General features: G+C 73.6%; 21 protein-coding genes and 1 pseudogene. 8 read left to right on the top strand and 14 right to left on the bottom strand.

What is annotated here, in order from left to right; all coding sequences use genetic code 11:
• Window positions 1-9 precede the first annotated feature (9 nt).
• Window positions 10-1,092 carry a Zn-dependent alcohol dehydrogenase gene (locus A6A06_RS37470; protein ID WP_073768081.1) on the top strand — a complete coding sequence of 361 codons (1,083 nt, stop codon included), beginning with the start codon at window positions 10-12 and terminating at the stop codon, window positions 1,090-1,092.
• 91 nt (window positions 1,093-1,183) lie between these two features.
• Here A6A06_RS37470 and A6A06_RS37465 read toward each other — a convergent pair whose 3' ends face one another.
• The 3 genes from A6A06_RS37465 to A6A06_RS37455 form a co-directional block, all read right to left on the bottom strand.
• Window positions 1,184-1,456, bottom strand: coding sequence for a hypothetical protein (locus A6A06_RS37465; protein WP_073768079.1), 273 nt, complete (start codon window positions 1,454-1,456; stop codon window positions 1,184-1,186).
• A 53-nt stretch (window positions 1,457-1,509) separates the two neighbouring features.
• The gene (locus A6A06_RS37460; RefSeq protein WP_079194614.1) at window positions 1,510-2,508 is read right to left on the bottom strand and encodes an urea transporter; all 999 of its coding nucleotides are present in this window, start codon (window positions 2,506-2,508) and stop codon (window positions 1,510-1,512) included.
• 82 nt (window positions 2,509-2,590) lie between these two features.
• Window positions 2,591-3,238 carry a TetR/AcrR family transcriptional regulator gene (locus A6A06_RS37455; protein ID WP_073768077.1) on the bottom strand — a complete coding sequence of 216 codons (648 nt, stop codon included), beginning with the start codon at window positions 3,236-3,238 and terminating at the stop codon, window positions 2,591-2,593.
• Between the two features lie 104 nt (window positions 3,239-3,342).
• Between A6A06_RS37455 and A6A06_RS37450 the strand changes: the two genes are divergently transcribed.
• From A6A06_RS37450 to soxR, 4 genes and pseudogenes are all read left to right on the top strand, one after another.
• A complete protein-coding gene (locus tag A6A06_RS37450) occupies window positions 3,343-4,494 on the top strand; it encodes an acyl-CoA dehydrogenase family protein (protein WP_073768075.1) in 1,152 nt (383 codons plus the stop codon).
• 180 nt (window positions 4,495-4,674) lie between these two features.
• A complete protein-coding gene (locus tag A6A06_RS37445; protein ID WP_073768073.1) occupies window positions 4,675-5,301 on the top strand; it encodes a TetR/AcrR family transcriptional regulator in 627 nt (208 codons plus the stop codon).
• 137 nt (window positions 5,302-5,438) lie between these two features.
• A complete protein-coding gene (locus A6A06_RS37440; protein ID WP_073768071.1) occupies window positions 5,439-5,900 on the top strand; it encodes a MaoC family dehydratase in 462 nt (153 codons plus the stop codon).
• A gap of 138 nt (window positions 5,901-6,038) precedes the next feature.
• Window positions 6,039-6,503, top strand: a pseudogene (gene soxR / locus A6A06_RS37435) (redox-sensitive transcriptional activator SoxR); the annotation flags it as partial.
• Window positions 6,504-6,788: 285 nt separating this feature from the next.
• Here the strand turns inward: soxR and A6A06_RS37430 are convergent.
• The 9 genes from A6A06_RS37430 to A6A06_RS37395 all read right to left on the bottom strand — a co-directional run bounded on the left by A6A06_RS37430 (window position 6,789) and on the right by A6A06_RS37395 (window position 17,519).
• On the bottom strand, window positions 6,789-8,231 hold the full coding sequence (locus A6A06_RS37430) for an amidase (RefSeq protein ID WP_073768069.1): 1,443 nt from the start codon (window positions 8,229-8,231) through the stop codon (window positions 6,789-6,791).
• A gap of 121 nt (window positions 8,232-8,352) precedes the next feature.
• Window positions 8,353-8,466, bottom strand: coding sequence for an MFS transporter small subunit (locus tag A6A06_RS44090; protein WP_425274966.1), 114 nt, complete (start codon window positions 8,464-8,466; stop codon window positions 8,353-8,355).
• Window positions 8,463-9,857: an OFA family MFS transporter gene (locus A6A06_RS37425; protein WP_073768385.1), complete on the bottom strand. Its 1,395-nt coding sequence runs from the start codon at window positions 9,855-9,857 to the stop codon at window positions 8,463-8,465. The genes A6A06_RS44090 and A6A06_RS37425 overlap by 4 nt, the downstream gene beginning before the upstream one ends.
• 339 nt (window positions 9,858-10,196) lie before the next feature.
• Window positions 10,197-10,814, bottom strand: a complete 618-nt coding sequence (locus A6A06_RS37420) for a hypothetical protein (RefSeq protein ID WP_073768067.1) — start codon at window positions 10,812-10,814, stop codon at window positions 10,197-10,199.
• A 455-nt stretch (window positions 10,815-11,269) separates the two neighbouring features.
• Window positions 11,270-12,604, bottom strand: coding sequence for a serine-threonine protein kinase (locus A6A06_RS37415; protein ID WP_073768383.1), 1,335 nt, complete (start codon window positions 12,602-12,604; stop codon window positions 11,270-11,272).
• Window positions 12,605-12,761: 157 nt separating this feature from the next.
• On the bottom strand, window positions 12,762-14,006 hold the full coding sequence (locus tag A6A06_RS37410; protein WP_073768065.1) for an MFS transporter: 1,245 nt from the start codon (window positions 14,004-14,006) through the stop codon (window positions 12,762-12,764).
• Between the two features lie 285 nt (window positions 14,007-14,291).
• Window positions 14,292-15,317: a methyltransferase gene (locus A6A06_RS37405; protein ID WP_073768063.1), complete on the bottom strand. Its 1,026-nt coding sequence runs from the start codon at window positions 15,315-15,317 to the stop codon at window positions 14,292-14,294.
• Window positions 15,318-15,609: 292 nt separating this feature from the next.
• On the bottom strand, window positions 15,610-16,101 hold the full coding sequence (locus tag A6A06_RS37400; RefSeq protein ID WP_073768061.1) for a hypothetical protein: 492 nt from the start codon (window positions 16,099-16,101) through the stop codon (window positions 15,610-15,612).
• A 71-nt stretch (window positions 16,102-16,172) separates the two neighbouring features.
• Window positions 16,173-17,519: an exo-beta-N-acetylmuramidase NamZ family protein gene (locus A6A06_RS37395; RefSeq protein WP_073768059.1), complete on the bottom strand. Its 1,347-nt coding sequence runs from the start codon at window positions 17,517-17,519 to the stop codon at window positions 16,173-16,175.
• 194 nt (window positions 17,520-17,713) lie between these two features.
• On the opposite strand from A6A06_RS37395, the gene A6A06_RS37390 reads away from it, so the two are divergent.
• The 3 genes from A6A06_RS37390 (at window position 17,714) to A6A06_RS37380 (ending at window position 20,968) form a co-directional block, all read left to right on the top strand.
• The gene (locus tag A6A06_RS37390) at window positions 17,714-18,571 is read left to right on the top strand and encodes an SDR family oxidoreductase (protein WP_242441135.1); all 858 of its coding nucleotides are present in this window, start codon (window positions 17,714-17,716) and stop codon (window positions 18,569-18,571) included.
• Window positions 18,568-20,223 carry a class I adenylate-forming enzyme family protein gene (locus A6A06_RS37385; RefSeq protein ID WP_073768057.1) on the top strand — a complete coding sequence of 552 codons (1,656 nt, stop codon included), beginning with the start codon at window positions 18,568-18,570 and terminating at the stop codon, window positions 20,221-20,223. Before A6A06_RS37390 ends, A6A06_RS37385 begins: the two co-directional genes overlap by 4 nt.
• Window positions 20,224-20,371: 148 nt before the next feature.
• Entirely contained in the window at window positions 20,372-20,968 is a 597-nt protein-coding gene (locus A6A06_RS37380; protein ID WP_073768055.1) for a TetR/AcrR family transcriptional regulator, read from the top strand.
• Window positions 20,969-21,004: 36 nt separating this feature from the next.
• On the opposite strand, the gene A6A06_RS37375 is transcribed toward A6A06_RS37380, so the two are convergent.
• On the bottom strand, window positions 21,005-21,895 hold the full coding sequence (locus A6A06_RS37375) for a MarR family winged helix-turn-helix transcriptional regulator (RefSeq protein ID WP_073768053.1): 891 nt from the start codon (window positions 21,893-21,895) through the stop codon (window positions 21,005-21,007).
• A gap of 92 nt (window positions 21,896-21,987) precedes the next feature.
• The gene (locus A6A06_RS37370) at window positions 21,988-23,202 is read right to left on the bottom strand and encodes an acyl-CoA dehydrogenase family protein (protein WP_073768051.1); all 1,215 of its coding nucleotides are present in this window, start codon (window positions 23,200-23,202) and stop codon (window positions 21,988-21,990) included.
• Window position 23,203: the final 1 nt, after the last annotated feature.

Raw genomic sequence — 23,203 nt, 5'->3', positions numbered from 1 at the left:
CACGTCCGTATGACCCGTGCCGCCGTACTGACCGCCGTGGGTGCCCCGCTGGAGGTCGCCGAGATCGAACTGCCCGGCCCCGGGCCGGGCCAGGTGCGGATCCGCCTGGCGGCGGCCGGCGTCTGCCACTCCGACCTGTCGCTGTCCGACGGGACGCTGCGGCAGCCCGCGCCCGCCGTCCTCGGGCACGAGGGCGCGGGCACCGTCACCGCCGTCGGCGCGGGCGTCGGCACCCTCGCCCCCGGCGACCAGGTCGTCCTGAACTGGGCCCCCTCCTGCGGGAACTGCCACTTCTGCGGGCTGGACGAGCCCTGGCTGTGCGCCGACTCCGGGGCCGCGGCGAACACCCCGTACGCCCGGCTGGCCGCCGACGGCACCGACCTCTACCCGGGCCTGGGCACCGCGGTCTTCGCCGAGGAGACGGTCGTCCCGGCCCGCGCGGCGCTGCCGCTGCCGGCCGGTGTGCCGCTCACCGACGCGGCGCTGCTCGGCTGCGCCGTACTGACCGGGTGGGGCGCCGTGCACCACAGTGCGCGGGTCCGGGCGGGGGAGTCGGTGGCGGTGTTCGGCGCGGGCGGCGTGGGCCTGGCCACCCTCCAGTCCGCGCGGATCGCGGGAGCCGGCCCGATCGTGGCCGTGGACGTGTCCCCGGCGAAGGAGGAACTGGCCCGCGCCGCGGGCGCCACCGAGTTCCTCGTCGCGTCGGACGACACCGCCAAGCGCATCCGCAAACTCACCGGCGGGCACGGCGCGGACGTCGCGATCGAGTGCGTCGGCCGGGCGGACACCATCCGTACGGCCTGGTCGTCCACCCGGCGCGGCGGGCGCACCACCGTCGTCGGCATCGGCGGCCAGGACCAGCAGGTCACCTTCTCCGCCCTGGAACTCTTCTACTTCGGCCGCACCCTGTCCGGCTGCGTCTACGGCAACAGCGACCCGGCCGCCGACCTGCCGCGCATCGCCGAACACGTCCGCAGCGGCGCGCTCGACCTGTCCGGCATGGTCACCGAACACATCGCCCTCGACGGCATCCCCGCCGCCTTTCAGGCAATGCGCGAGGGCAAGGGCGGCCGCGCCCTGGTCGTCTTCTGATCCGTGGCGGCGGTGTACGCGGCGCGGTCGGAGACGGTGACGGCTGCCGGGCCGCCGGGCAGGGTGCGGTGAAGTCGGCCATGGCCCCCCGCTATTCCCGCCCCGGTCCGTCCCCGCGCTTCGACTCGGCCTCGCGGGCCAGGACCGCGTCCCGGTGGGCCGCGAGGACCGGCTGGTGCTGTGTGCGGCTCTCCCTCGTCGCCTGCCTGCCGCGTCGGAGCCAGTGCCGTCCGATCAGCAGACCTCCCGCCGCGACGGCGTGCCCCAGCGCGTAAGCGGACCAGCCGTCTTCCGCAAAGCCGCCCGGAAGCGTGCCGTTGAGCCAGGCCGCCCCCACGGCGACGGTGAGGAAGGTGCCGACCATGAGAGCGTTGCCGTCGGTGCGGGCTGGACGCCAGAGCGCCGTTCCCGTACCGCCTATACGGCGAGCGCCGGCTCACCGGCCTTGCGCAGGCGGGGGAACGCCGGGGCCGCCGCCAGGAAGACGAGGGTGGTCAGGACGTACGGCCAGGTGAAGGCGTGGCCGCCGGACGGGGCCGTGAGAGCCGTCAGGGCCGGGGTCAGGGCCGTCGCGGCCGCCGCCCCCGCCACCGCGTACGCCACGCTCCACCGGTCGGCCGCCAGGAACACCCCGCACAGCGCCATGGCGGCCAGCACCGCGTTGTAGCCCGCGATGCCGGACGTGATCTGCGTCGTCGGAGCGCCCAGCGCCCACGCGGTGCCGGTGCCGGTCAGGCTGCCCAGGCACGCCACCGCCCCCGCCGTCCGGCTCGCGGCGAAGATCCCGGCGAGGAAGAGTGCGCCCACGTACCACTGCGGCATGAAGAAGATCTGGGCGACGTTGGCGAACAGCGCGTGCCACAGGTCGGTGAACGACAGCCCGGACGGCGGACCGGCGGGCCGCGGCAGCGCCGCCGGGGCCGCGGCCTGGTGCCAGAGGTGCGCGAAGCCCGGCGCGGCGGTCGTCAGCGCGCTCGCCACCAGGCAGAACGGGAGCGTGAGCGTCGGCAGCCGCCAGGTGCCCAGTACGCGCGCGACGGCCGCCGTGACGACCGTGACCACGACGCAGCCGCCCAGCGCGACCAGCGCGGTGGACAGGTGCCCGGGGCCGAGGAAGACCGCCGAACCGACCGCCACCAGACACGCGTTGAAGCCTTCGAGGCCCGCGGCGATCCGGCCGCGGTCCACGCCGAGCAGGTGCGCCGTGGCCGTGCCCGCCGCGGTGCCGAGCAGTCCGTACGCGCCGTACGCCCAGCCCGCCGCGCACAGCGCCAGCGAGAAGACCGCGCCGGTGACGGCGCTCGGTACGAAGTCGACCTGGGCCTGGCCGCGCAGGACGTGGACGGCGTACCGGGTCCGGCGGTGCCGGGTCCACGGCGCGCTCCGGTCCCGTACCGCGGCGATCGGATCACGCACGTCGTCTCCCCTCGCGCAGGCGGAGCACGTCGCGGGCCGACGCGCGCCGCACCGGGACCACCCGGGCGGATGTACCTTACAGCTACATGGCGGAGGGCGGGGCGGGACCCGGATGCCGCAGCGCCAGCCCGTCGACCAGTGCCAGCAGGCCCGTCTCGAACGCCCCCTCGTCGACCCGCTGCTGATGCTCCGCGAGCAGGTGCGCCTGGCCCAGGTGGGGGTAGTCGGCCGGGTCGTAGGCGCCCGGGTCGGCCACGAAGCCGCGCGCGAAGGAGCCCAGCGCGGAGCCCGCGACGAAGTACCGGACCATGGCGCAGATCCGGGTCGCCTGGGCCGGTGGCCAGCCGGCCTCGACCATGCCGCCGAAGGCCGCGTCGGCCATCTTCAGGCCGGCCGGGCGGCGGCCGGGGCCCTGGGCGAGGAAGGGCACGATGTTCGGGTGCGCGGCGAGCGCCGCGCGGTAGGAGCGGGCCCAGGCCAGCAGGCCGGCCCGCCAGTCGGCGCCGGTGGCGAGGGCCGACACGTCCACCTCGGCGATCACCGTGTCGGCGACGGCGTCGAGGATCTCGTCCTTGGTCGTGAAGTGGTTGTACAGGGACGGCCCGCTGACGCCCAGTTCGGCGGCGAGCCGCCGGGTGGACAGGGTGGCCAGCCCCTCCGCGTCGATGAGTGCGAGGGCGGTGGTGACGATGCGCTCCCGGCTCAGGAGGGGCTTGCGGGGTCGGGCCATGCCGCACATAGTAGAGGCTGCCGCCCGAAAACTAGCAGTGGTAGTTAAGGTGCGTCCGGTTGTCCGGGCGGCCCGGCTGCCGTCACCCTCCCCAAGGGGCCTTGATGAACCTGGAGCTCAGCGAGGAGCAGGCTGCCGCCCGGCAGCTCGCCAAGGGCTTCGTCGACCGCGAGATCACCCCGCACGCCGCCGCCTGGGACCGCGCCGAACGCGTCGACCGGAGCATCGTGAAGAAACTCGGCGAGGTGGGCTTCCTGGGCCTGACGGTCCCCGAGGAGTACGGCGGTTCCGGAGGCGGCCACCTCGCCTACGCGCTGGTGACCGAGGAACTGGGCCGCGGCGACTCCGCGGTGCGCGGCATTGTCTCCGTGTCGCTGGGCCTGGTCGCCAAGACCATCGCGGCCTGGGGCGACGAGGAGCAGAAGCGGCGGTGGCTGCCCCCGCTGACCTCCGGCGAGGCGATCGGCTGCTTCGGCCTCACCGAGCCCGGCACCGGCTCGGACGCGGGCAACCTGGCGACCCGTGCCGTACGGGACGGCGACTCCTACGTCGTCAACGGCACCAAGATGTTCATCACCAACGGCACCTGGGCCGACGTGGTGCTGCTGTTCGCCCGCACCGGCGACGCCCCCGGCCACAAGGGCGTCAGCGCCTTCCTCGTCCCCACGGACACCCCGGGCCTGGAGCGCCGGGAGATCCACGGCAAGCTGGGGCTGCGGGGGCAGGCCACCGCCGAACTGGTCCTCCAGGACGTCAGGGTGCCCGCAGACGCCATGCTGGCCCCGGAGGGGAAAGGTTTCTCCGTCGCGATGTCGGCACTGGCCAAGGGCCGGATGTCGGTCGCCGCCGGCTGTGTGGGCATCGCGCAGGCCGCCCTGGACGCCGCCGTCGGGTACGCCACGCAGCGGGAGCAGTTCGGCCGGACCATCGCCCACCACCAGCTGGTGCAGGAGCTGATCACCGACATCGCCGTGGACGTGGACGCCGCGCGCCTGCTGACCTGGCGGGTCGCCGACCTGATCGACCGCGGCGAGCCGTTCGTCACCGAGGCGTCCAAGGCGAAGCTGTTCGCCTCCGAGGCGGCGGTGCGCGCCGCGAACAACGCGCTCCAGGTCTTCGGCGGCTACGGCTACATCGACGAGTACCCGGTCGGCAAGCTGCTGCGCGACGCCCGGGTGATGACCCTGTACGAGGGCACCAGCCAGATCCAGAAGCTGGTCATCGGGCGGGCGCTCACCGGCGTCTCGGCGTTCTGACCCTCCGGCCTTCCGTACGCGGCGGCCGGTGGCCCTTCCGGCCTTCCGTCCTTCCGCGCGCGGCGCCCGACGGCCCTTCCGTGCCCGGCGTCCGGCGGCTCTAAGCGCTTGCTCACCGGCGGGGTAAGGTGTTCGGTCCGTCGTGGATGGCCCGCGGCGGACCGAGGATCGGGGTACGCGATGGTCACGGAGGCGGAGCAGACGGACGGCCCGGCGGAGGACTGGGCCGACGTGTCCCCGGAAGCGGCCCGCCGCCTGGTCTGCGCCGCCGTCCAGGCGTTCGCCGAACGCGGCTACCACGCCACCACCACCCGGGACATCGCGGGCCGGGCCGGAATGAGCCCCGCCGCGCTCTACATCCACTACAAGACCAAGGAAGAGCTGCTCTTCCGGATCAGCGGCATCGGCCACGAGAAGGCCCTGCGGATCATGGAGGAGGCGGCGGGCGCCGACGGCGGCCCCGCCGAGCGGCTCGGCGTCGCCGTGCGCACCTTCGCGCGCTGGCACGCCCGGCACCACACCACCGCCCGGGTCATCCAGTACGAGCTGCAGGCGCTGAGCGAGGAGCACTACGCGCACGTCGCCGATCTGCGGCGGCGTACCGACCGTTCGCTGCGCGGCATCCTCCAGGACGGGGCCGACGCGGGGGAGTTCACGGTCGGCGACGTGCCGGGCACCACCCTCGCGGTGCTGTCGCTCTGCGTGGACGTGGCCCGCTGGTTCTCCGCGGAGGGCGCCCGTACGCCGGAGGAGGTGGGCGACCTGTACGCCGGTCTGGTGCTGCGGATGGTCGGCGCGCGGCCGTGAGCCAGGCCCGACGGGACGGGTGAGCCGGGAAGGCATTGACAGGGACCGGCCCGCCGCACATCCTGAGCATCCTGAGCAAGCGCTTAGTCGGTGGACGGTACGGTCCGCGTCTGCGGAGCCTGAGGAGGCATACGGACATGGCAGAGCCCCGGGTGTTCGGCTCGCTCGACGAACTGCGGAACGCGGTCGGCGAGGACCTCGGCACCAGTGACTGGCTGGAGATCGACCAGAAGCGGATCGACCTGTTCGCCGCCGCCACCGGCGACCACCAGTGGATTCACGTCGACCCGGAGCGGGCCGCGTCCGGCCCGTTCGGCTCCACCATCGCGCACGGCTATCTGACGCTGGCGCTGCTGCCCGCGCTCGTACCGCAGCTGCTGCGGGTCGACAACGTCAGGATGGGCATCAACTACGGCGTCGACAAGGTCCGTTTCCCCGCTCCCGTCCCGGTCGGCTCACGGCTGCGCGCGACGGCCCGGATCGCGGGCGTGACCGAGGTGCCCGACGGCGTGCAGCTCGCGACGACGGTGACCGTCGAACGCGAGGGCGGCGAGAAGCCGGTCTGCGTCGCCCAGACGCTCAGCCGCTTCTATCTGTGACCGGGCGCCGCCCGCGCGCGCGGTGGCCGGGGGCGGGGCGCGTCCGCCTGCCCGGGGGCCCGGACGCGCCTGCCAGGGGGCCCGGACCGGGCACATCCCCGCAGCCCACCGGGCATGTACACGGATAGGGTTGGTTGCGTGCCCCAGCTTCCTCACAAGGTCCACGAGCTCTCGGTCGGCCAGCTCTCCGCGCGTAGCGGCGCGGCGGTCTCCGCCCTGCACTTCTACGAGTCCAAGGGACTGATCAGCAGCACCCGGACCGCGGGCAACCAGCGCCGTTACACCCGCGACGCGCTGCGCCGGGTCGCTTTCGTGCGCGCCGCCCAGCGGGTCGGCATCCCGCTCGCCGTCATCCGTGACGCGCTCGCCGAACTGCCCGACGAACGCACCCCCAACCGGGACGACTGGGCCCGGCTCTCCGAGGTCTGGCGCGAGGAGCTGGAGGAGCGCATCACCCAGCTCGTCGAACTGCGCGACCGGCTGGCCGACTGCATCGGCTGCGGCTGCCTGTCCCTGCAGAACTGCGCGCTGTCCAACCCGTACGACCAGCTCGGCGAGCAGGGACCGGGCGCGCGGCGGCTGCGTGTGGACCGGGTCGGCGGGCCGTCCCGGGGACGCGGGGACGCATCCGGGGGCGGAGGCGGGACGTCCGGGGCGCGCGCCGCCGCGGCGCGTGCCCCGGAGGACCGCCGCGAGGCCGGACGGCAGAATTCCGGTACGGACGGTACGGACGGTACGGACGGTGCGGACGGGCGCTGCGCGGCCGGCGCCGAGGCGCCCGGCGCCCGGGACGGCGGACGCGACGCCGCCGCGCGGGACGACGAGCGCCGTGCCACCGGGCGGAGCGACGGCCGCCGTGCCGCCCGGCGGGGCGCGGACCGCTGACGCTCACCACATCGCGGGTTTGCGGCCCGCCCACGGCCGGGCCTCCTCCAACTGGGCGGAGAGCGCGACGAGCGTCGCGTCCTCGCCGTACCGCCCGCCGAGCATGACACCGATCGGCAGGCCCGCCGCGTTCCAGTGCAGCGGGACGCTCACCGCGGGCTGACCGGTGGCGTTGTACAGCGCCGTGTACGGGGTGAAGGCTCCGACCGCGGCGAACTCGGCCTGCGGGTCCGCGTCGTCGCGCAGCCCGCCCACGCGCGGCGGCGGCTGGGCGACCGTCGGGGTCAGCACCACGTCGAAGCCGCCGTCCCGCGGCATCACGCCGTCCGCGATCAGCTGCCCCAGCATCCGGAACGCGTACAGCGCACGGGCGTACTCCACGGCCGTGATCTCCGCGCCGCGCCCGCGCAGATAGCGGGTCAGCGGCATCAGGTCCGCTTCGGCCCCCGGCGGCACCGGGCGGTTGGCGGCGATCACCGACCAGACACGCGTGAAGGCGTAGCGGGAGCTGTCGTCGCCGGGCAGCGTCAGCTCGTCCACCTCGTGCCCCAGCCCGGCGAGGAGCGCGGCCGTCTCCGCGACGGCGGCCCGGCAGTCCGGGTGCACCTCGATGCCGGAGAACGGGACGTCGGCCAGCCAGCCGACGCGCAGCCGCCCCGGGTCGCGCCCGGCGTACGCGGTGTACGTCTCGCCGGGCGGCAGCGCGGGCGCCGCGTACGGGTCGCCGGGCATCGGTCCCGCCATCGCGTCCAGCAGCGCGGCGGCGTCCGCGACCGTACGGGCGAGCGGGCCCGCGGTGCCCAGGCCCGCGACGTCGTGGAGCAGCGGGCCGGAACTGATCAGGCCGCGGCTCGGCTTGATGCCGAACAGCCCGCAGAGCGAGGCGGGGATACGGACGGACCCGCCGCCGTCGCTGCCGTGCGCCACGGGCGCCAGCCCGCCGGCCACCGCGGCGGCGGCCCCGCCGCTCGAACCGCCCGCCGAACGCTCCAGGTCCCACGGTGTGCGGGCGGGCGGCGCGAGGAGGTTCTCGGTGTAACAGGGGAGGCCGAACTCCGGGGTGTTGGTCTTGCCGAGCAGGATCGTGCCCGCTCGGCGCAGCTTGGTGACGACGTGGTCGTCCCGCTGCGCCACGTTGTCGGCCAGCGTCCGCGAGCCCATCGTGCAGCGCACACCGGCGACCTGGTTGAGGTCCTTGACCGGTACGGGCACGCCGTGCAGCGGCGGCAGCGTACGGCCCTCGCGGCGCGCGGCGGCGGCCTCGGCCTCCGCCGCTGCCGCCTGCTTGCGGGCGATATCGGGCGTACGCGTGAGGAACGCGCCGAGCGTCGCGTCCAGTTCCCCGGCGCGGGCGAGGTAGTGCTCGGTGATCTCGACGGGGGACAGCTCGCCGGTCCGTACCCCTGCGGCCTGCTCCAACGCGGTCAGATCGTGCAGCTCTGCCATGGACGTCCGCCTTCGCATGTGGTGGTGAGGGCCCGGTGCGTGGCATTCCCCGGCTCCCGGGGCCGGAGGTGCCCACCCTGTCTTCGGCTTCCGAGGCCGGATGCGCCCACCCCGTCTTCTCTCATCCCGTGAAGAGTTGTCTCAGTTTGAGCGCCAGTTCGTACAGGCCGTACCCGAATGGCAGGCCCACCCACAGCCAGGCCAGGACGAGCAGGGCGGTGCGCCGGGCGGTCACGGGGCGGCTCCCTTCGGAGCGGCGGGCGCGGGGGCCGCGGGCGGGGCCTCCGCGGACGACGGCTCGTGGTGCCGGGGGTGCACGGGCCGCACCAGCTCGTTGGCGGCGAACCCCACGACGAGCAGGCCGATCATGACGAAGAAGGACGTCGTGTACAGCTCGGAACCGGTGTGCCCGGAGGAGCGGCGCGCGTCCGCGACGGCGTTGACGATCAGCGGACCCAGCACGCCCGCGGTCGACCAGGCGGTGAGCAGCCGCCCGTGGATCGCGCCCACCTGGTACGTGCCGAACAGGTCCTTCAGATAGGCCGGTACGGTGGCGAACCCACCGCCGTAGAAGGAGAGGAGGACCGCGGCGCACCCGATGAACAGCGGCTTGGAGGCGTCCCCGGCCAGCGCGATCAGCAGGTACATCAGCGCGCCGGCGCCCAGGTAGAGGCGGTACACGTTCTTGCGGCCCGCCAGGTCGGAGGTGGCCGACCAGACGATACGGCCGAGCATGTTGGCGAGCGAGAGCAGGCCGACGAAGCCCGCGGCGGCCGACGCGCTCACCGGCGCCGGGCTGCGGGCGAAGAAGTCGGAGACCATCGGCGCGGCCTTCTCCAGGATGCCGATGCCCGCCGTGACGTTCGTGCACAGAACCACCCACAGACACCAGAACTGCGGCGTGCGCAAAGCGTTACGGGCCGAGACCTGCGCGGTGGTGACCAGCGGGCGGGGCACGGCCGCCCGGCGCGGGTCCGGGGCGCCGCGGGCGTCCGGGGCGTACCGGCCGGTGGGCGGCACCCGTACCAGCAGCACGCCGAGCGTCATGAAGACGGCGTACGCCAGCCCCATGACCAGGAACGTACGGGCGATGCCGGAGGTGCCGCCGCCCAGTGCGTCCAGCAGCCAGGCGGACCACGGCGAGGCGATCAGAGCGCCGCCGCCGAAGCCCATGATGGCGATGCCGGTCGCCGTGCCGGGACGGTCGGGGAACCACTTCAGGAGCGTCGAGACGGGGGAGATGTAGCCGATGCCCAGGCCGATACCGCCGATGAAGCCGTAGCCGAGGACGACGAGCCAGTACTGCCGGGTGGCCGCGCCGAGCGCCGCCACCAGGAAACCCGAGGAGAAGCAGACGGCCGAGACGGCCATCGCCCAGCGCGGGCCGTTGCGCTCGACGAGGGTGCCGCCGAAGGCGGCGGACAGCCCCAGCATCACGATGGCCAGCTGGAACGGCAGCGCGGAGGCCGTGCCGGACAGCCCGAGCGAGGCCTCCAGGGGCGGCTTGAACACGCTCCAGGCATAGGCCTGTCCGATGGCGAGGTGGATGGAGAGCGCCGCGGGCGGAACGAGCCATCGGCTCCACCCCGGCGGCGCGACGGTACGGGAGGGGGCGAGCACACGCATGACGCGGAACGTACATCGTTCACCTACCTCCGGGAAGTAGGCCGCGGCGTCCGGGAAACGGGCCGTCGCGCCCGGAAAGCAGGCCGCCGCCTCCGGCAAGCGGGCCGCCGCCTCCGGCAAGCACGCCGTCGCTGCCCGGAAGCAGGCCGCCGCCGAGGTCCCGGGCGCCGGCCGCGGCCGCCTTCCCCGCGGCATCGGCCGGCTCCACCGGGACCCTCGGCACCACTTTGGAGCCGGTGGCGTTCCGTGCGCCGTTGCTGCATACCTGCACCATGCCCCCGAGCATGACAGCAGGGTCCGACAACCGGCCCCGCCGACGGGGCCGGCGCCCCGCGCCCCTCAGGCCGCCACGTACAGCCGCCGCTCACGGGAGGACTCCCGCGCCCCCGCCAGCGTCTCCCGGGTCAGGACGGCGAGCGGCGCCACGATCCCGCACTCCTGGCACACCGGCCCGGCCACCGGAAAGCGTTCGAGATCCGTGCGCCAGACGAAGTGCTGCGTACCGCAGACCGGGCAGCCGGCCCGCGGCGTGCCCGACTCCATCGCGCGGATCATGCTGCGCAGCACCGCGGCCAGCGGCGCCGCCGGATGCCGGTGGGGCGCTTCGCACGGCACGATGTCACAGCCGCCCCAGGTACGCCGGTGCCAGTCGTCGATCGCGCTGGGCTGCCGGATACCGTCGTGCTTCTCGCGGCGCCGACGGGCCGCGAACTCCTTCTCGTACCCGAGCCAGACGGCGCGGGCCTCCTCCAGTTCCTCCAGTGCGGCCATCAGCCGCGCCGGGTCGGGCTCGCGGTCCTCGGTCGCGATGCCCGCCCTGGTGCACAGATGGTGCCAGGTCGCGCGATGCCCGTACGGGGCGAAGCGCTCCAGGCACTTGCGCAAGGCCGTACGCCGCTGCGTGGCGACGAGACGGGGGTTGCGCACCTGTTCTGCGAGAGCTCTGAAACCGGCCAATTCATCCCACCTCCGTGGGGAGGACCCGACTGGACAGAGAATGGACGTAGCGGACCGCCCGCCGGATCCATCGAACTGTCTTGCGGATACGTGGTGACGGCACTCGCGCCGCACCGGGCACGCCGCTCGCTCCCGGTGCCCCCCGCGGCGCCCAGCGCGCCTCGTGTGCATCATCCACCGTACATCTGTGGGGATTTGAGAAAGTTAAGGTCGTCCGCCTCCCGGCTGCGGCGCTGTCGGCAGCCCTTTCGAAAGATGCGCCGGTGACTGCTGGTACCCACACCGCGACCGTCGATCCGCGTCGCGGCCGACTTGGTGCCGTCCGGTCCGGTACGCGGCCGGAGCCGGACGGCACCGGAAGGCGCCGGACGGCACGGACCGGACGGCGCCGCCGCGAGCGGTTCCGCCCCTGCCGCGAGCGGTTCCGTCACTCCCGCGAGCGGTTCCGCGCCCGCCTACTTCGTGACCACCCGCCCGGCGGCGAGCACCACCCGCGCCAGCTCCCCGTGACAGACGTCGCTGTGCGCGCCGGCGGGCGGGGGGCCGTTGCGGACCACCGAGGACGCGTCGACGCTCACACAGCCCTTACCGGGCACCGCGGCGCCCAGGTCCAGGCGCCGGGCGCCGTCCACGGCCTGGATGCCGTCGTGGCCCATCGCGCCCCACCGGTCGAACAGGCCCAGGAAGCTCGCCGAGTCGCCGGAGAGCTTGGACGCCAGCGGATACAGCATGCTCAGCGCCGAGTCGTGCCGCGAGTGACAGGACACCATCGGGCCGTCCACCCGCTGCTGCACCCCCTCCAGCGCCCCGCCGCGGTCCGGGTCGTGCGGCAGCCGCGGGGCGAACGCGTAGTGCGAGAAGGCCCCTTGCAGCAGGGTCACGGACTTCACCCCGGTCACACCGGCCGGCATACCGCGCAGCCCGTACGACACCAGACGGGCGCCGAAACTGTGCCCGATCAGATGGATCCGCGTACCCGGCGCGCTCTTGACCACCTTGCCGAGCGCCGGTCCCAGCCCCAGCTGGCCCACCACGCCCGCGCGCCGCTTCATCGCGTAGTAGCCGGACTGCCGCAGCAGCTCCTTGGCCCCGTTCCACATCCTCTTCAGGCCGTCGCCGAACAGTTCCTGGCGGCCGCACTTCTCCAGCGCCGCCGTGAACACCTCGCACACCCCGAGCGGGTCGTCGGTGAGCATCGCGGGCGTGCCGGACCCCGCGTCCTCGGCCAGCCGCTGCGCCGCGCTGCCCTCGCGCACCGCCACCAGTTCGCGTGCCAGGCGCGCGAACTCGTCGAAGGCGGAACGGGCCGCCGGCCGCTCCGCGAGCAGCTCCTGAAGGCGCCGCAGCGTCAGCTCCCGGCCGGGAAAGGTCCGCATCAGGGCGTGCAGCGTCGCGTCGTCCAGCAGCGGCGGCCCGGCCGGTGCCGGCGGCGGCGGAGCCGGTGCCGGGGGCGTGCCCGCCGCCACCGGGTCGAAATCCGGGATCGGCTCGTCCGAGAAGCGCATCGCGGGCCAGATGACGCCCGTGTAGCCGAGCCGCACCCCGGCGCCCGCCATGGCCGGGAACGGTGCGAAGAACCGCTGGTACAGACGCGTGGCCATCGAACGGTCGTTGTTCCAGCCGTGCGCGAACACCAGCAGGTCGGTGACGCGCTGCTGCGCCGCCCCGGCCACCAGCCGGTCACGCTGCCCGGCGTCCGGGTCCCCGTCGGCGTCGAACGTCAGCTCCCAGTAAGGCTGTACGCCGATGCCCGCCGCCCGTGCGCCGGAACTGTCTGCGGTATCCGTCATGACGACCCCCTGGGCGGCGCGCCGGGCCACGCTGCCGGGCCGGAATTCCGGGCCGCGCCGCGGTGTGCAGCGCATCGTCCTGCGGGCGGGCGGATCCGGCCATACGCCACGCATGGCCCGTTCGCGGCAGTCGGCGCCCGGCGCGGGCCGCGCGCCCTCAGCCCAGTTCCCGCTCCCGCGTCTCCGGCAGCGCCAGTACGCACACCAGCGACACGACCGCCATCGCCGTCACGTACCACCCCACCGAGCCGGACCCGAAGGCCGCCTGCAACCGGGTCGCCACCAGCGGCGAGACCGCGCCGCCCAGTACCCCGCCCAGGTTGTACGCCAGCGAGGCGCCCGAATACCGCACCGTCGTGCCGAACAGCTCCGGCAGGTACGCGCCCATCGGGCCGTACACCACCCCCATGCAGAACAGCGCGCCGCCGATCGCCACCGCGATGAGCACCGGCTGCCCGGTGTCCAGCAGCGGGAAGAGGATCATCCCCCAGACCACCGCGAGCACCGTCCCGGCCAGGACCAGTTTGCGCCGCCCCGCGCCGTCCGAGCGGGTGGCGGCGAGCCAGGTGCCGGCCGCCAGGAAGAGGCAGGCGACGAGGGAGAGGCCGAGCATGGTGTTGCGGGAGACGCCGAGCGTGCCGGTGGCGTACGCCAGGCAGTACGTCGTCGCGGTGTAGAAGAGCCCGTAGGCGATGATCATGCCGCCCGCGCCGAGCAGCAGTTCGCGGGGGTGACGGCGCACCACGTCCAGCGCGGGCACCCTGCTGGCCTCGTGCGCGTCCATCACCTTCGCGAACACCGGCGTCTCGCTGATCTTCAGCCGTACGAACAGCCCCACCGCCACCAGCAGGAACGACAACAGGAACGGCACCCGCCAGCCCCACGACCGGAACGCGGCGTCGTCCAGCACCGCCGACAGCAGCCAGAACACCCCGGTCGCCGCGAAGAACCCGACCGACGGCCCCAGCTGCGGGAACGCCGCGTACATCCCGCGCCGCCGCTTCGGCGCGTGCTCCACCGCCAGCAGCGCGGCCCCGCCCCACTCGCCCCCCAGCCCGATCCCCTGGAGGAACCGCAGCAGGATCAGCAGCAGCGGCGCCCAGACCCCCAGCGTCCCGTACCCCGGCAGCAACCCCACCAGCGCAGTGGACAACCCCATCAACAACAACGAGGCCACCAGCACGGACTTGCGCCCCACCCGGTCCCCGAAGTGCCCGAACACCACCGACCCGATCGGCCGCGCGGCGAACGCCACCGCATAGGTGGAGAACGACGCGAGGGTGGCGTTGACCGGATCGAGAGTGGGAAAGAACGCCTGATTGAGGACGAGGGCGGCAGCCGTCCCATAAATATAGAAATCGTAGAACTCGATGGCCGTCCCGATGAACGAGGCCACGGCCACCCGGCGAAGGCTCTCGGGCCGTCCGGCGGCGTCCGGCGCCCTGGCGTCCGACTCCGAGACCGGACCAGAAGCTGCCGAAAGACCGCCGCCGCCCTGAGCGGCTGCTGATGTCGCGTCACTGTGCACGAGGCGCACTGTCACGCGGGACGCCGAACCAGTCAATAGATGGGATAAGCCGTCTCACCCCCTGAGACCCCGCCCCACCCAAAGCCCCCCGCGAGCCCCCAACCGCATCCGGCCGCAGAAACGGACTCCGGGGCGAGGCCGCGTGTCATGCCGCCCCTTTCACCCCACCACCCCCTCCACGATCGACAGTGTCGAATGCGTGGGGAGGGTGCGGGACGGTTTCAGGCCGGCGGTGGTGAGGAGGTGGTGGATGTCGGGTTCGTTGCGTTCGCGGCCGTTGAAGGAGGTCATCATGAGGATGTCCATGGTCTTGCCGGGGTGGGGGGCGTTGCCCGGAGGGACGACCGCGTCGATGGCCAGGAGGCGGCTGCCGGGGCGGGTCATGGCGGTGCGGCAGGCGCGCAGGATGCGGACGCAGTCGTCGTCGCTCCAGTCGTGCAGGATGCGTTTGAGGAGGTAGACGTCGGCGCCGGGCGGGACGGCGGTGAAGAAGTCGCCGGAGTGGGTCTGCCAGCGGCCGGTGAGGTCGGGGCGGTCCAGCAGGTGGTGGCCGAGGACGGATTCCTGGTCGTGGAGGATGCCGGTCAGGTCCGGGTTGCGCAGCAGCACCTGGCGCAGCAGGCCGCCGCGTCCGCCGCCGACGTCCACGACCGTGCCGGTGGCGGGGAAGTCGTACGCGGCGGCGATGGGGCCGTTCTCGCTCTCCGCGAGGCCGGCCATGCCGGTGTCGAAGACGGCGCCCGCTTCCGGTACGCGTTCCAGATGGCCGAAGTAGGGCGCGCCGAAGATCTCCTCGAAGACGGTGCGGCCCGCCCGTACGGTGTCCGCGAGCTGTCCGGCCGGCCGCCAGAACGGTTCGTCGGTGAGCATGACGACGGCGTCGCGCATGGACGACGGGGCGTCGGAGCGCAGGGGTTCGGCCGCGGGCGTCAGGTGGAAGGCGCCGTCGGAGTCTTCGCGGAACACGTCGCGGGTCGCGAGGAGGCGCATGGCGCGGCGGAGGTGGGCGGGGTCGGTGCCGGTGGCGGCGGCGAGTTCCCCGGCGGTGCGGGGGCCGTCGGCCAGGTGGTCGGCGACGCCGAGGAGGGCTGCCGCCCGCAGCGCGGCGGAGTGGAGGTAGGCCAGGGCGTGTTCGGTGAGCTGGACGGCGGGGGAGTGCGGTGGGGTGGGCATGGGGGTGGGCATGGGGTGGTCCCTCCGGAAGGGGGCGGGCCGGAACGGGCGGGCCGGAACGGGGCGGGCCAGAACGGGCGGGGTGGCTCAGGTCTTCCACCATGCCCGTACGTCTCGGGTGCCACCAGGACACATTGCGCACATTGTGACGCGGGAGTCCCGTACCGGCCGGTGCGGTCTTCCGTCCCGCCGGAGCCCCGTACCGGCCGGTGCGGTCTTCTGTCCTGCCGCAGCCCCGTACCGGCCGGTGCGGTCCTCCGCTCGGCCGCAGCCCCGTACCGGCATGTCCGGGGCTGTCAGGTCCTCACCTCCAGTCGCGGAACGGGCGCAGTCCGGCGACCTGCGGGCAGACGCTCCGCAGTCCGGACGCGACGTCATGCGTCAGCCTGTCGAACATGGCCTCCAGGCTCGCGCGCTCGTGGACTTCGGTGTCCGGATCCGGGACCCAGGAGGTGCGGGAGGCGCACCGGAGTTCCACCGTGCTGCCGGACGGGCTGAACGTGATGCCGCGCTCCACTCCTTGCGGGTAGAGGTCGGCCTCGTACCGCACGCCTCGGCGCAGGCTGTCCTGGATTTCGGGGAGTTGTTCGAGGAGAGCGGACATGTCGTAGGCGACATCGAAGTTCCAGTGCTCCGTCCCGAAGCCGCCGATGGTGAACCCGTAGCCCGCCTCGGCCAGCAGGCCGCTCGCGGTCATCGCGAGGTACGTGTAGTCGTCCGGGTCCTCGACCTCGACAGCGCCCCCGGTGTGCCGGACCGGGGCGCCGGGGGCGCGCAGTGCGCAGTGGAACGGCATCGGAAGCCTTTCTGGTGGTGGCGGCGGTGAGCCCGTGGTGCTGATCGAACCAGGGGCCCCGGGCGGCCGCTTCACCGGTACCGCAGGAACTCCCGCCGCAGCCGCCGGAAGCGTGCCAGGTCGTCCTGCCAGGCCGCGACCACCTCGTCCACTCCGGCGCCCGCGTCGATCATCGTCCGTACGCGCGGGGTGCCCGTCAGTTTGTCGATCCAGTGGTCCGGGCGCCAGGCGAAGCCGCTCCACACCTGCTTCGCGGTGATCAGCAGGGCGATGCCGGTACGGACCGGGTCGAAGGACGTGCGGTCGTGCACGTGGAGCTGGACGCCGCCGACGGTCTTGCCCTGGAACTTGGAGAAGGCGGGGGCGAAGTACGCCTCGCGGAAGCGGACGCCGGGCAGGCCGAGGTCCGCGGCCAGCTCGCTGGCCGCGGCGGACCAGCGGCGGTCGATGCCGTCGGCGCCCAGCAGTTCGAAGGGGCGGGTGGTGCCGCGCCCCTCGGAGAGGTTGGTGCCTTCGAAGAGGCAGGTACCCGCGTAGACGAGGGCGGTGTCGGTGGTGGGCATGTTGGGGCTCGGCGGGACCCAGGGGAGACCTGTGGCGTCGAAGAAGTCCGGCCGCCGCCAGCCCTTCATCAGTACGGTCTCCAGCTCGGCCGGGCGGCCCGCGGCGCGGGGCACGAACTCCGCGTTGAAGAGGAGGGCCAGCTCGGCCACGGTCATGCCGTGTGCCAGCGCGATCGGTTCGCGGCCGACGCCGGAGGCCTGGGCGCGGTCCAGTACGGGGCCGGTCGCGGCGCGGCCCGTCACCGGGTTGGGCCGGTCGAGGACGACGAGGCGCTTGCCCGCGAGGACGGCCGCGACCATGCAGTCGTACAGCGTCCAGATGTAGGTGTAGAAGCGGGCGCCGACGTCCTGGATGTCGAAGACGACGGTGTCCACACCGGACCGGGTGAAGATGTCGGCCAGCGCCCGGCCGCTCTTGCCGTACGTGTCGTGGACGGGCAGGCCGGTGGCGGGGTCCTCGTGGCTGCCTTCCGACCCGCCGGCCTGGGCGGTGCCGCGGAAGCCGTGCTCGGGGCCGAAGACGGCGGCCAGATCCACCCGTTCGTCGGCATGCATCACGTCCACGATGTGGCGTACGCCGGGGGTGACGCCGGTGGGGTTGGTGACGACGCCGACCCGGCGGCCGGACAGGAGCGCGTAGCCGTCGGCGGACAGGCGGTCGAAGCCGGTGCGGGTACGGGGGCGGCCGTCGCCCGTGGCGTCCGCTGACTCTCCGGGGCTGGTCAGGCCGGATTCATGGGCCCCGTCCGCCCCGTTCGCCTCGTGTGCCGCAGCTGCCTCGCCTGTCATCGCCGTCGCACCCACCATGCTCGTGACCGCCGTCGCGGCCAGCAGATTCCGTCTGGACAGGGTCATGTGTCCACCTCCGCCGTCAGGCCAGTGTCGTGCGCACGCTAACGCCCGGCGGCCCCGGGGGGAACGTGCCGGACCGCGCGCCGCGCGCCGCCGCGGCGCCCGGACACACGGGCGGCCCGCGCCCTTCCGCTCCGGCATACCGACTGGTTAGTCTGCCTGGCAGTCGAGCCAGGGGCGACCGAGGGAGACCGCAGGTGGAAGCCGTACGGGACAAGACAGTCGTGGTGACCGGGGCGGGCGGCGGCATCGGCGCCGCGCTGGCCCGCCGCTTCGCCGCCGAAGGCGCGCGGGTGGTGGTCAACGACCTGGACGCGGCGAAGGCCGAGCGGACCGCGCGGGAACTGGGCGCCGTCGCCGTTCCCGGGGACGCCTCCACCGTCGTACCGGCGGCCCGTGAGGCGCTCGGCGGGACCGTCGACATCTTCTGCGCCAACGCCGGGGTCGGCACCGGCGGCGGGCCCGAGGCGCCGGACGCCGACTGGGAGCTGGCCTGGGACGTCAACGTCATGGCGCACGTACGGGCCGCCCGCGCGCTGCTGCCCGATTGGCTGGAGCGCGGCGCGGGCCGGTTCGTGTCCACCGTGTCGGCGGCGGGCCTGCTCACCATGGTCGGCGCGGCCCCGTACAGCGTCACCAAGCACGGCGCGTACGCCTTCGCGGAGTGGCTGTCGCTGACCTACCGGCACCGCGGGATAGCGGTACACGCCATCTGTCCGCAGGGGGTGCGCACGGACCTGCTCGCGGGCACCGGCGCGGCCGGGGACCTGGTGCTCGCCCCGACGGCGATCGAGCCCGCCGCGGTGGCCGACGCGCTCTTCGCGGCCATGGCGGAGGAACGGTTCCTGGTCCTGCCGCACCCGGAGGTCGCCGGCTACTACACCGCGCGGGCGGCGGACAGCGAACGGTGGCTGGGCGGCATGAACCGCATCCAGCGGAAACTGGAGGCCGCCGGGCGGCCGGAGGCGGTCGCGGAGCCCGCGGACGGGTTCACTGTGAGCGGGGCCTCCCCGGCGACCGAGGGGACGACGGCAGCCGAAGGGACCACCCGATGACCACATACGCGGACAAGCCCTGGCTGGCCGAGCTCACCGAGGTCCAGCGCGCCCCCGTGGTCCCGCCCTCCTCCGCCCTGCACGCTTTCCGGTCGGCCGCCCGCCGCGCCCCGGACCGCACCGCCCTCGCCTACTTCGACGGGCGGCTGTCGTACGCCGAGGCCGACGCGCTCAGCGACGGCGTGGCCGGGCATCTGGCGGCCCGCGGCTTCCGGCCCGGCGACCGTGCCGCGATCATGCTCCAGAACACCCCGCACTTCGTCCTCGCGCTGCTCGGCGTCTGGAAGGCGGGCGGCATCGTCGTCCCCGTCAACCCGATGTACAAGTCGGCCGAGATGACGCACATCCTCACCGACGCCGAGGTCACCGCGCTCGTCTGCGCGGACCGCACCTGGGACGCCTTCCTGCGGGTGACCGCCGCCGCGGCCCCTTCCGTACGGATCGCCCTGACCGCCTGCGAACGGGACCTCCAGACGCGGGACGACGCGCGGGTGCTGCGCGACGAGCGGCGCGGGCCGTGCGAGGGCGCCGACGACCTGCTGGCCGCGGCCCGCGCGTACGAGGGGAAGCCGCCCGGCGTGGCACCGCCGGCCGCCCCGGACACCGCCCTCATCAGCTACACCTCCGGCACCAGCGGCACCCCCAAGGGCGCCACCAACACCCACGGCAACATCGCCTACAACGCCGAGCGGCAGCGCACCGGCCTGGCACTGCCCGACGGCGCGACGTACTTCGCGCTGGCGCCGCTGTTCCACATCACCGGCATGGTCTGCGAACTGGCGGCCTGCTTCGCCAACGCCGGCACCGTCGCGCTCGCCTACCGCTTCGAGCCGGGTGTGGTCCTCGACGCCTTCCTGGAGCACCGGCCCGCCTACACGGTCGGCCCGTCCACCGCCTACATGGCGCTGATGGCGCAGCCCGGCGCCACCCGCGAGCACTTCGCGTCGTTCACCACCCTCTCCTCGGGCGGGGCGCCGCTGCCGCCCGCGCTGGTGGAGAAGTTCCGGGCGGGCTTCGGCCCGTACCTGCACAACGGCTACGGGCTGACCGAGTGCACCGCGCCCTGCGCCACCGTCCCGCCCGGCCGCGAGGCGCCCGTGGACCCGGCCTCCGGGACGCTCGCCGTCGGCGTGCCGGGCCCGGACACGGTCGTACGGATCATCGACGAGCAGGGGCGGGACGTGCCGTTCGGCGAGCAGGGCGAGATCGCGGTACGCGGCCCGCAGGTGGTGCCCGGCTACTGGCGCCGCCCGGACGCCACCGCCGAGGCCCTGCCGGACGGTGAACTGCGCACCGGCGACATCGGCTTCATGGACCGCAGCGGCTGGCTGTACGTCGTCGACCGCAAGAAGGACATGATCAACGCGTCCGGCTTCAAGGTGTGGCCGCGGGAGGTCGAGGACGTCCTGTACGGCCACCCCGCGGTGCGCGAGGCGGCGGTGGTCGGCGTGCCGGACGCCTACCGGGGCGAGTCGGTGAAGGCGTATGTGAGCCTGCGGCCCGGACAGCACGCCGAGCCGGCCGAGCTGGCCGGTTACTGCAAGGAGCGGCTGGCCGCGTACAAATATCCGCGGCAGGTGGAGATCCTGCCCGAGCTGCCGAAGACGACCAGTGGCAAGATCCTCAGGCGGGAACTGCGCGGGCGCGGCTGACCGCGCCCACGGCGGGCACCGGACAACGGCACGACGCATGACACGACGTACGGCATACGACGTACGACGACATACGACAGCGACACGACGCACGACGGCGCACGATGACGCACGACGACGCACGAGGCACGAGGGACAGGTGAGGGCGATGGCCGGCACGAAGGACGGCGGGAGTTCCAAACCCGTGGCACAGCGGCTGCTGGCCACCGCCACCCGGCTCTTCGCCGAGCGGGGCTACGACCGCACCTCCGTCCAGGAGATCGTCGAGGCCGCCGGTGTCACCAAGGGAGCCCTCTACCACTACTTCGGCTCCAAGGACGACCTGCTGCACGAGGTGTACGGGCGGGTGCTGCGGCTCCAGCAGGAGCGGCTGGACCACTTCGCCTGCGCCGACGCGCCCGTACAGCAGCGGCTGCGCGACGCGGCGGCGGACGTCGTGGTCACCACCATCGACAACCTCGACGACACGAAGATCTTCTTCCGCTCGATGCACCATCTCGCCCCCGAGAAGGACAAGCAGGTACGGGCCGAGCGGCGGCGCTACCACGAGCGGTTCCGCGCGCTGGTCGAGGAGGGGCAGCGCGCCGGGGTGTTCAGCAGCGCCACCCCGGCCGACCTGGTCGTGGACTACCACTTCGGGTCGGTGCACCACCTCGGCACCTGGTACCGCGAGGACGGCCCGCTCACCCCGCAGCAGGTCGCCGACCACCTCGCCGACCTGCTGCTGCGGGCGCTGCGGCCCTGAACGGGCGACAGGCCCCGCCCGCCCCGGCGCGGGCCCTCAGGCTGCGCCGATCCGCTTCTCGAACCAGTGATGGGCGTACGGCTCGTCGTTGAAGGCCGCGACCTCCTCGAAGCCGTAGGAGCGGTACAGGTCGATCGCGCCGCCGAGAGCCTTGTTGGTGTCCAGGCGGAGGACGCCGCAGCCGTGCCGGGCGGCCCGCGCCTCCAGCTCGCCCAGCAGCCTTCGGCCGAGGCCGAGCCTGCGCGCCTGGGGCGCCACCCACATGCGTTTCACCTCGGCCGCGGCACCGGGCGGCAGCTTCAGCCCGGCGCAGCCGACGGGCGCGCCGTGCAGCCGGGCAACCAGGAACAGGCCGTCCGGCGAACGGAGTTCGCCCGCGTCGGGCAACAGACTCCGGGCGGGATCGAAACCGGTCTCGAACTGCTCCTGCATCTCGGTGAAGTAGGACCGCAGGCAGTGCCGGGCGTCGGGGTGGTCCGGGTCGACGACGTCCAGCGCGACGGTCGTGGCGGTCAGCAGCCGGTCGACCTCGGCCATGGCGGCCACCAGCCGCGCGCGCTGGGCGGCGTTGAGCGGCTCCAGCAGGGAGCCCGCCAGCTCGTCGCTGCGGTCGTCGAGCGCGGCGTGCTCCGCGCGGCCCGCGTCGGTGAGCCGGACCGTGCGCACCCGCCGGTCCCGGGGCTGCGGCTCCACGATCACCAGGCCGTCGGCTTCCAGGGAGCGGAGCAGCCGGCTCACGTAACCGGAGTCGAGCCCGAGACGCTCGCGCAGCCGCCGTACGTCCTGGCCCTGCCCGCCGATCTCCCAGAGCAGCCGGGCTTCGCCGATGGGCCGGTCGCGGCCGAGGTAGTGGTCGTGGAGCACGCCCACGCGTTCGGTGACGGTGCGGTTGAACCGCCGCACCTGGTCGATCTGTGCAGCATCCATTCTCTGACTCTAGTCAGAGGAATCGGGTGGGTCCAGGGGGCTGCGCCGGTTCGGCGGGCGCCGGGGCATGTGCCCCGGCGCCTCGGGGGTGCTCACATGTAGCGCTTCAGCTCCCGGCGTGCCAGTGACCGCTGGTGCACCTCGTCCGGGCCGTCCGCGAGGCGCAGCGTGCGGGCCGCGGCCCACAGCTCCGCCAGCGGGAAGTCCTGGCTGACGCCGCCCGCGCCGTGCAGCTGCACCGCCTGGTCCAGGATGTCCACGACCGTGCGCGGCGTGGCGATCTTGATGGCCTGGATCTCCGTGTGCGCGCCCTTGTTGCCGACGGTGTCCATCAGCCACGCGGTCTTCAGGACCAGCAGCCGCAGCTGCTCGACGGCCACCCGCGCGTCCGCGATCCACTGCTGCACGACGCCCTGGCCCGCCAGCGGCTTGCCGAAGGCCGTACGGGACACCGCGCGACGGCACATCAGCTCGATGGCGCGCTCGGCCATCCCGATCAGCCGCATGCAGTGGTGGATGCGGCCGGGGCCGAGCCGCGCCTGGGCGATGCCGAAGCCGCCGCCCTCCTCGCCGATCAGGTTCCCGGCCGGTACGCGGACGTCGTGGAAGACCACCTCGGCGTGGCCGCCGTGGGAGTGGTCCTCGTAGCCGTACACCTGCATGGCCCGGCGGACCTCGACGCCGGGGGTGTCGCGCGGGACCAGCACCATCGACTGCTGGCGGCGCGGGTCCGCGCCCTCCGGGTCGGTCTTGCCCATCACGATGAAGATCCGGCACAGCGGGTTCATCGCACCGGAGATGTACCACTTGCGGCCGTTGATGAGGTACGCGTCGCCATCCCGGTCGATACGGGTCTCGATGTTCGTGGCGTCCGAGGAGGCCACGTCGGGCTCCGTCATCGCGAACGCCGACCGGATCTCGCCCGCCAGCAGCGGGTGCAGCCACTGCTTCTTCTGCTCCTCCGAGCCGAACTGCGCCAGCACCTCCATGTTGCCGGTGTCCGGCGCCGCGCAGTTCAGCGCGGTCGGCGCCAGCTGCGGGCTGCGGCCGGTGATCTCGGCCAGCGGCGCGTACTGGAGGTTGGTCAGTCCCGCCCCGTACTCCCCGTCCGGCAGGAACAGGTTCCACAGGCCCTGCTTGCGGGCCTCGGCCTTGAGGTCCTCCACCACCGCCGGGGTGTCCCACGGCGACGCGAGGGCCGTCCGCTGCTCGTCGGCGACCGCTTCGGCCGGGTACACGTGCTCGTCCATGAAGGCCAGCAGCCTGCCCCGCAGCTCTTCGGTACGGGCGTCGAATGCGAAGTCCATC

Source organism: Streptomyces sp. CB02923 (assembly GCF_001905005.1).
GTDB lineage: Bacteria > Actinomycetota > Actinomycetes > Streptomycetales > Streptomycetaceae > Streptomyces.
Note: the sequence above shows the minus strand (reverse complement) of the source record. Positions and strands in the feature narration are given on the sequence as shown.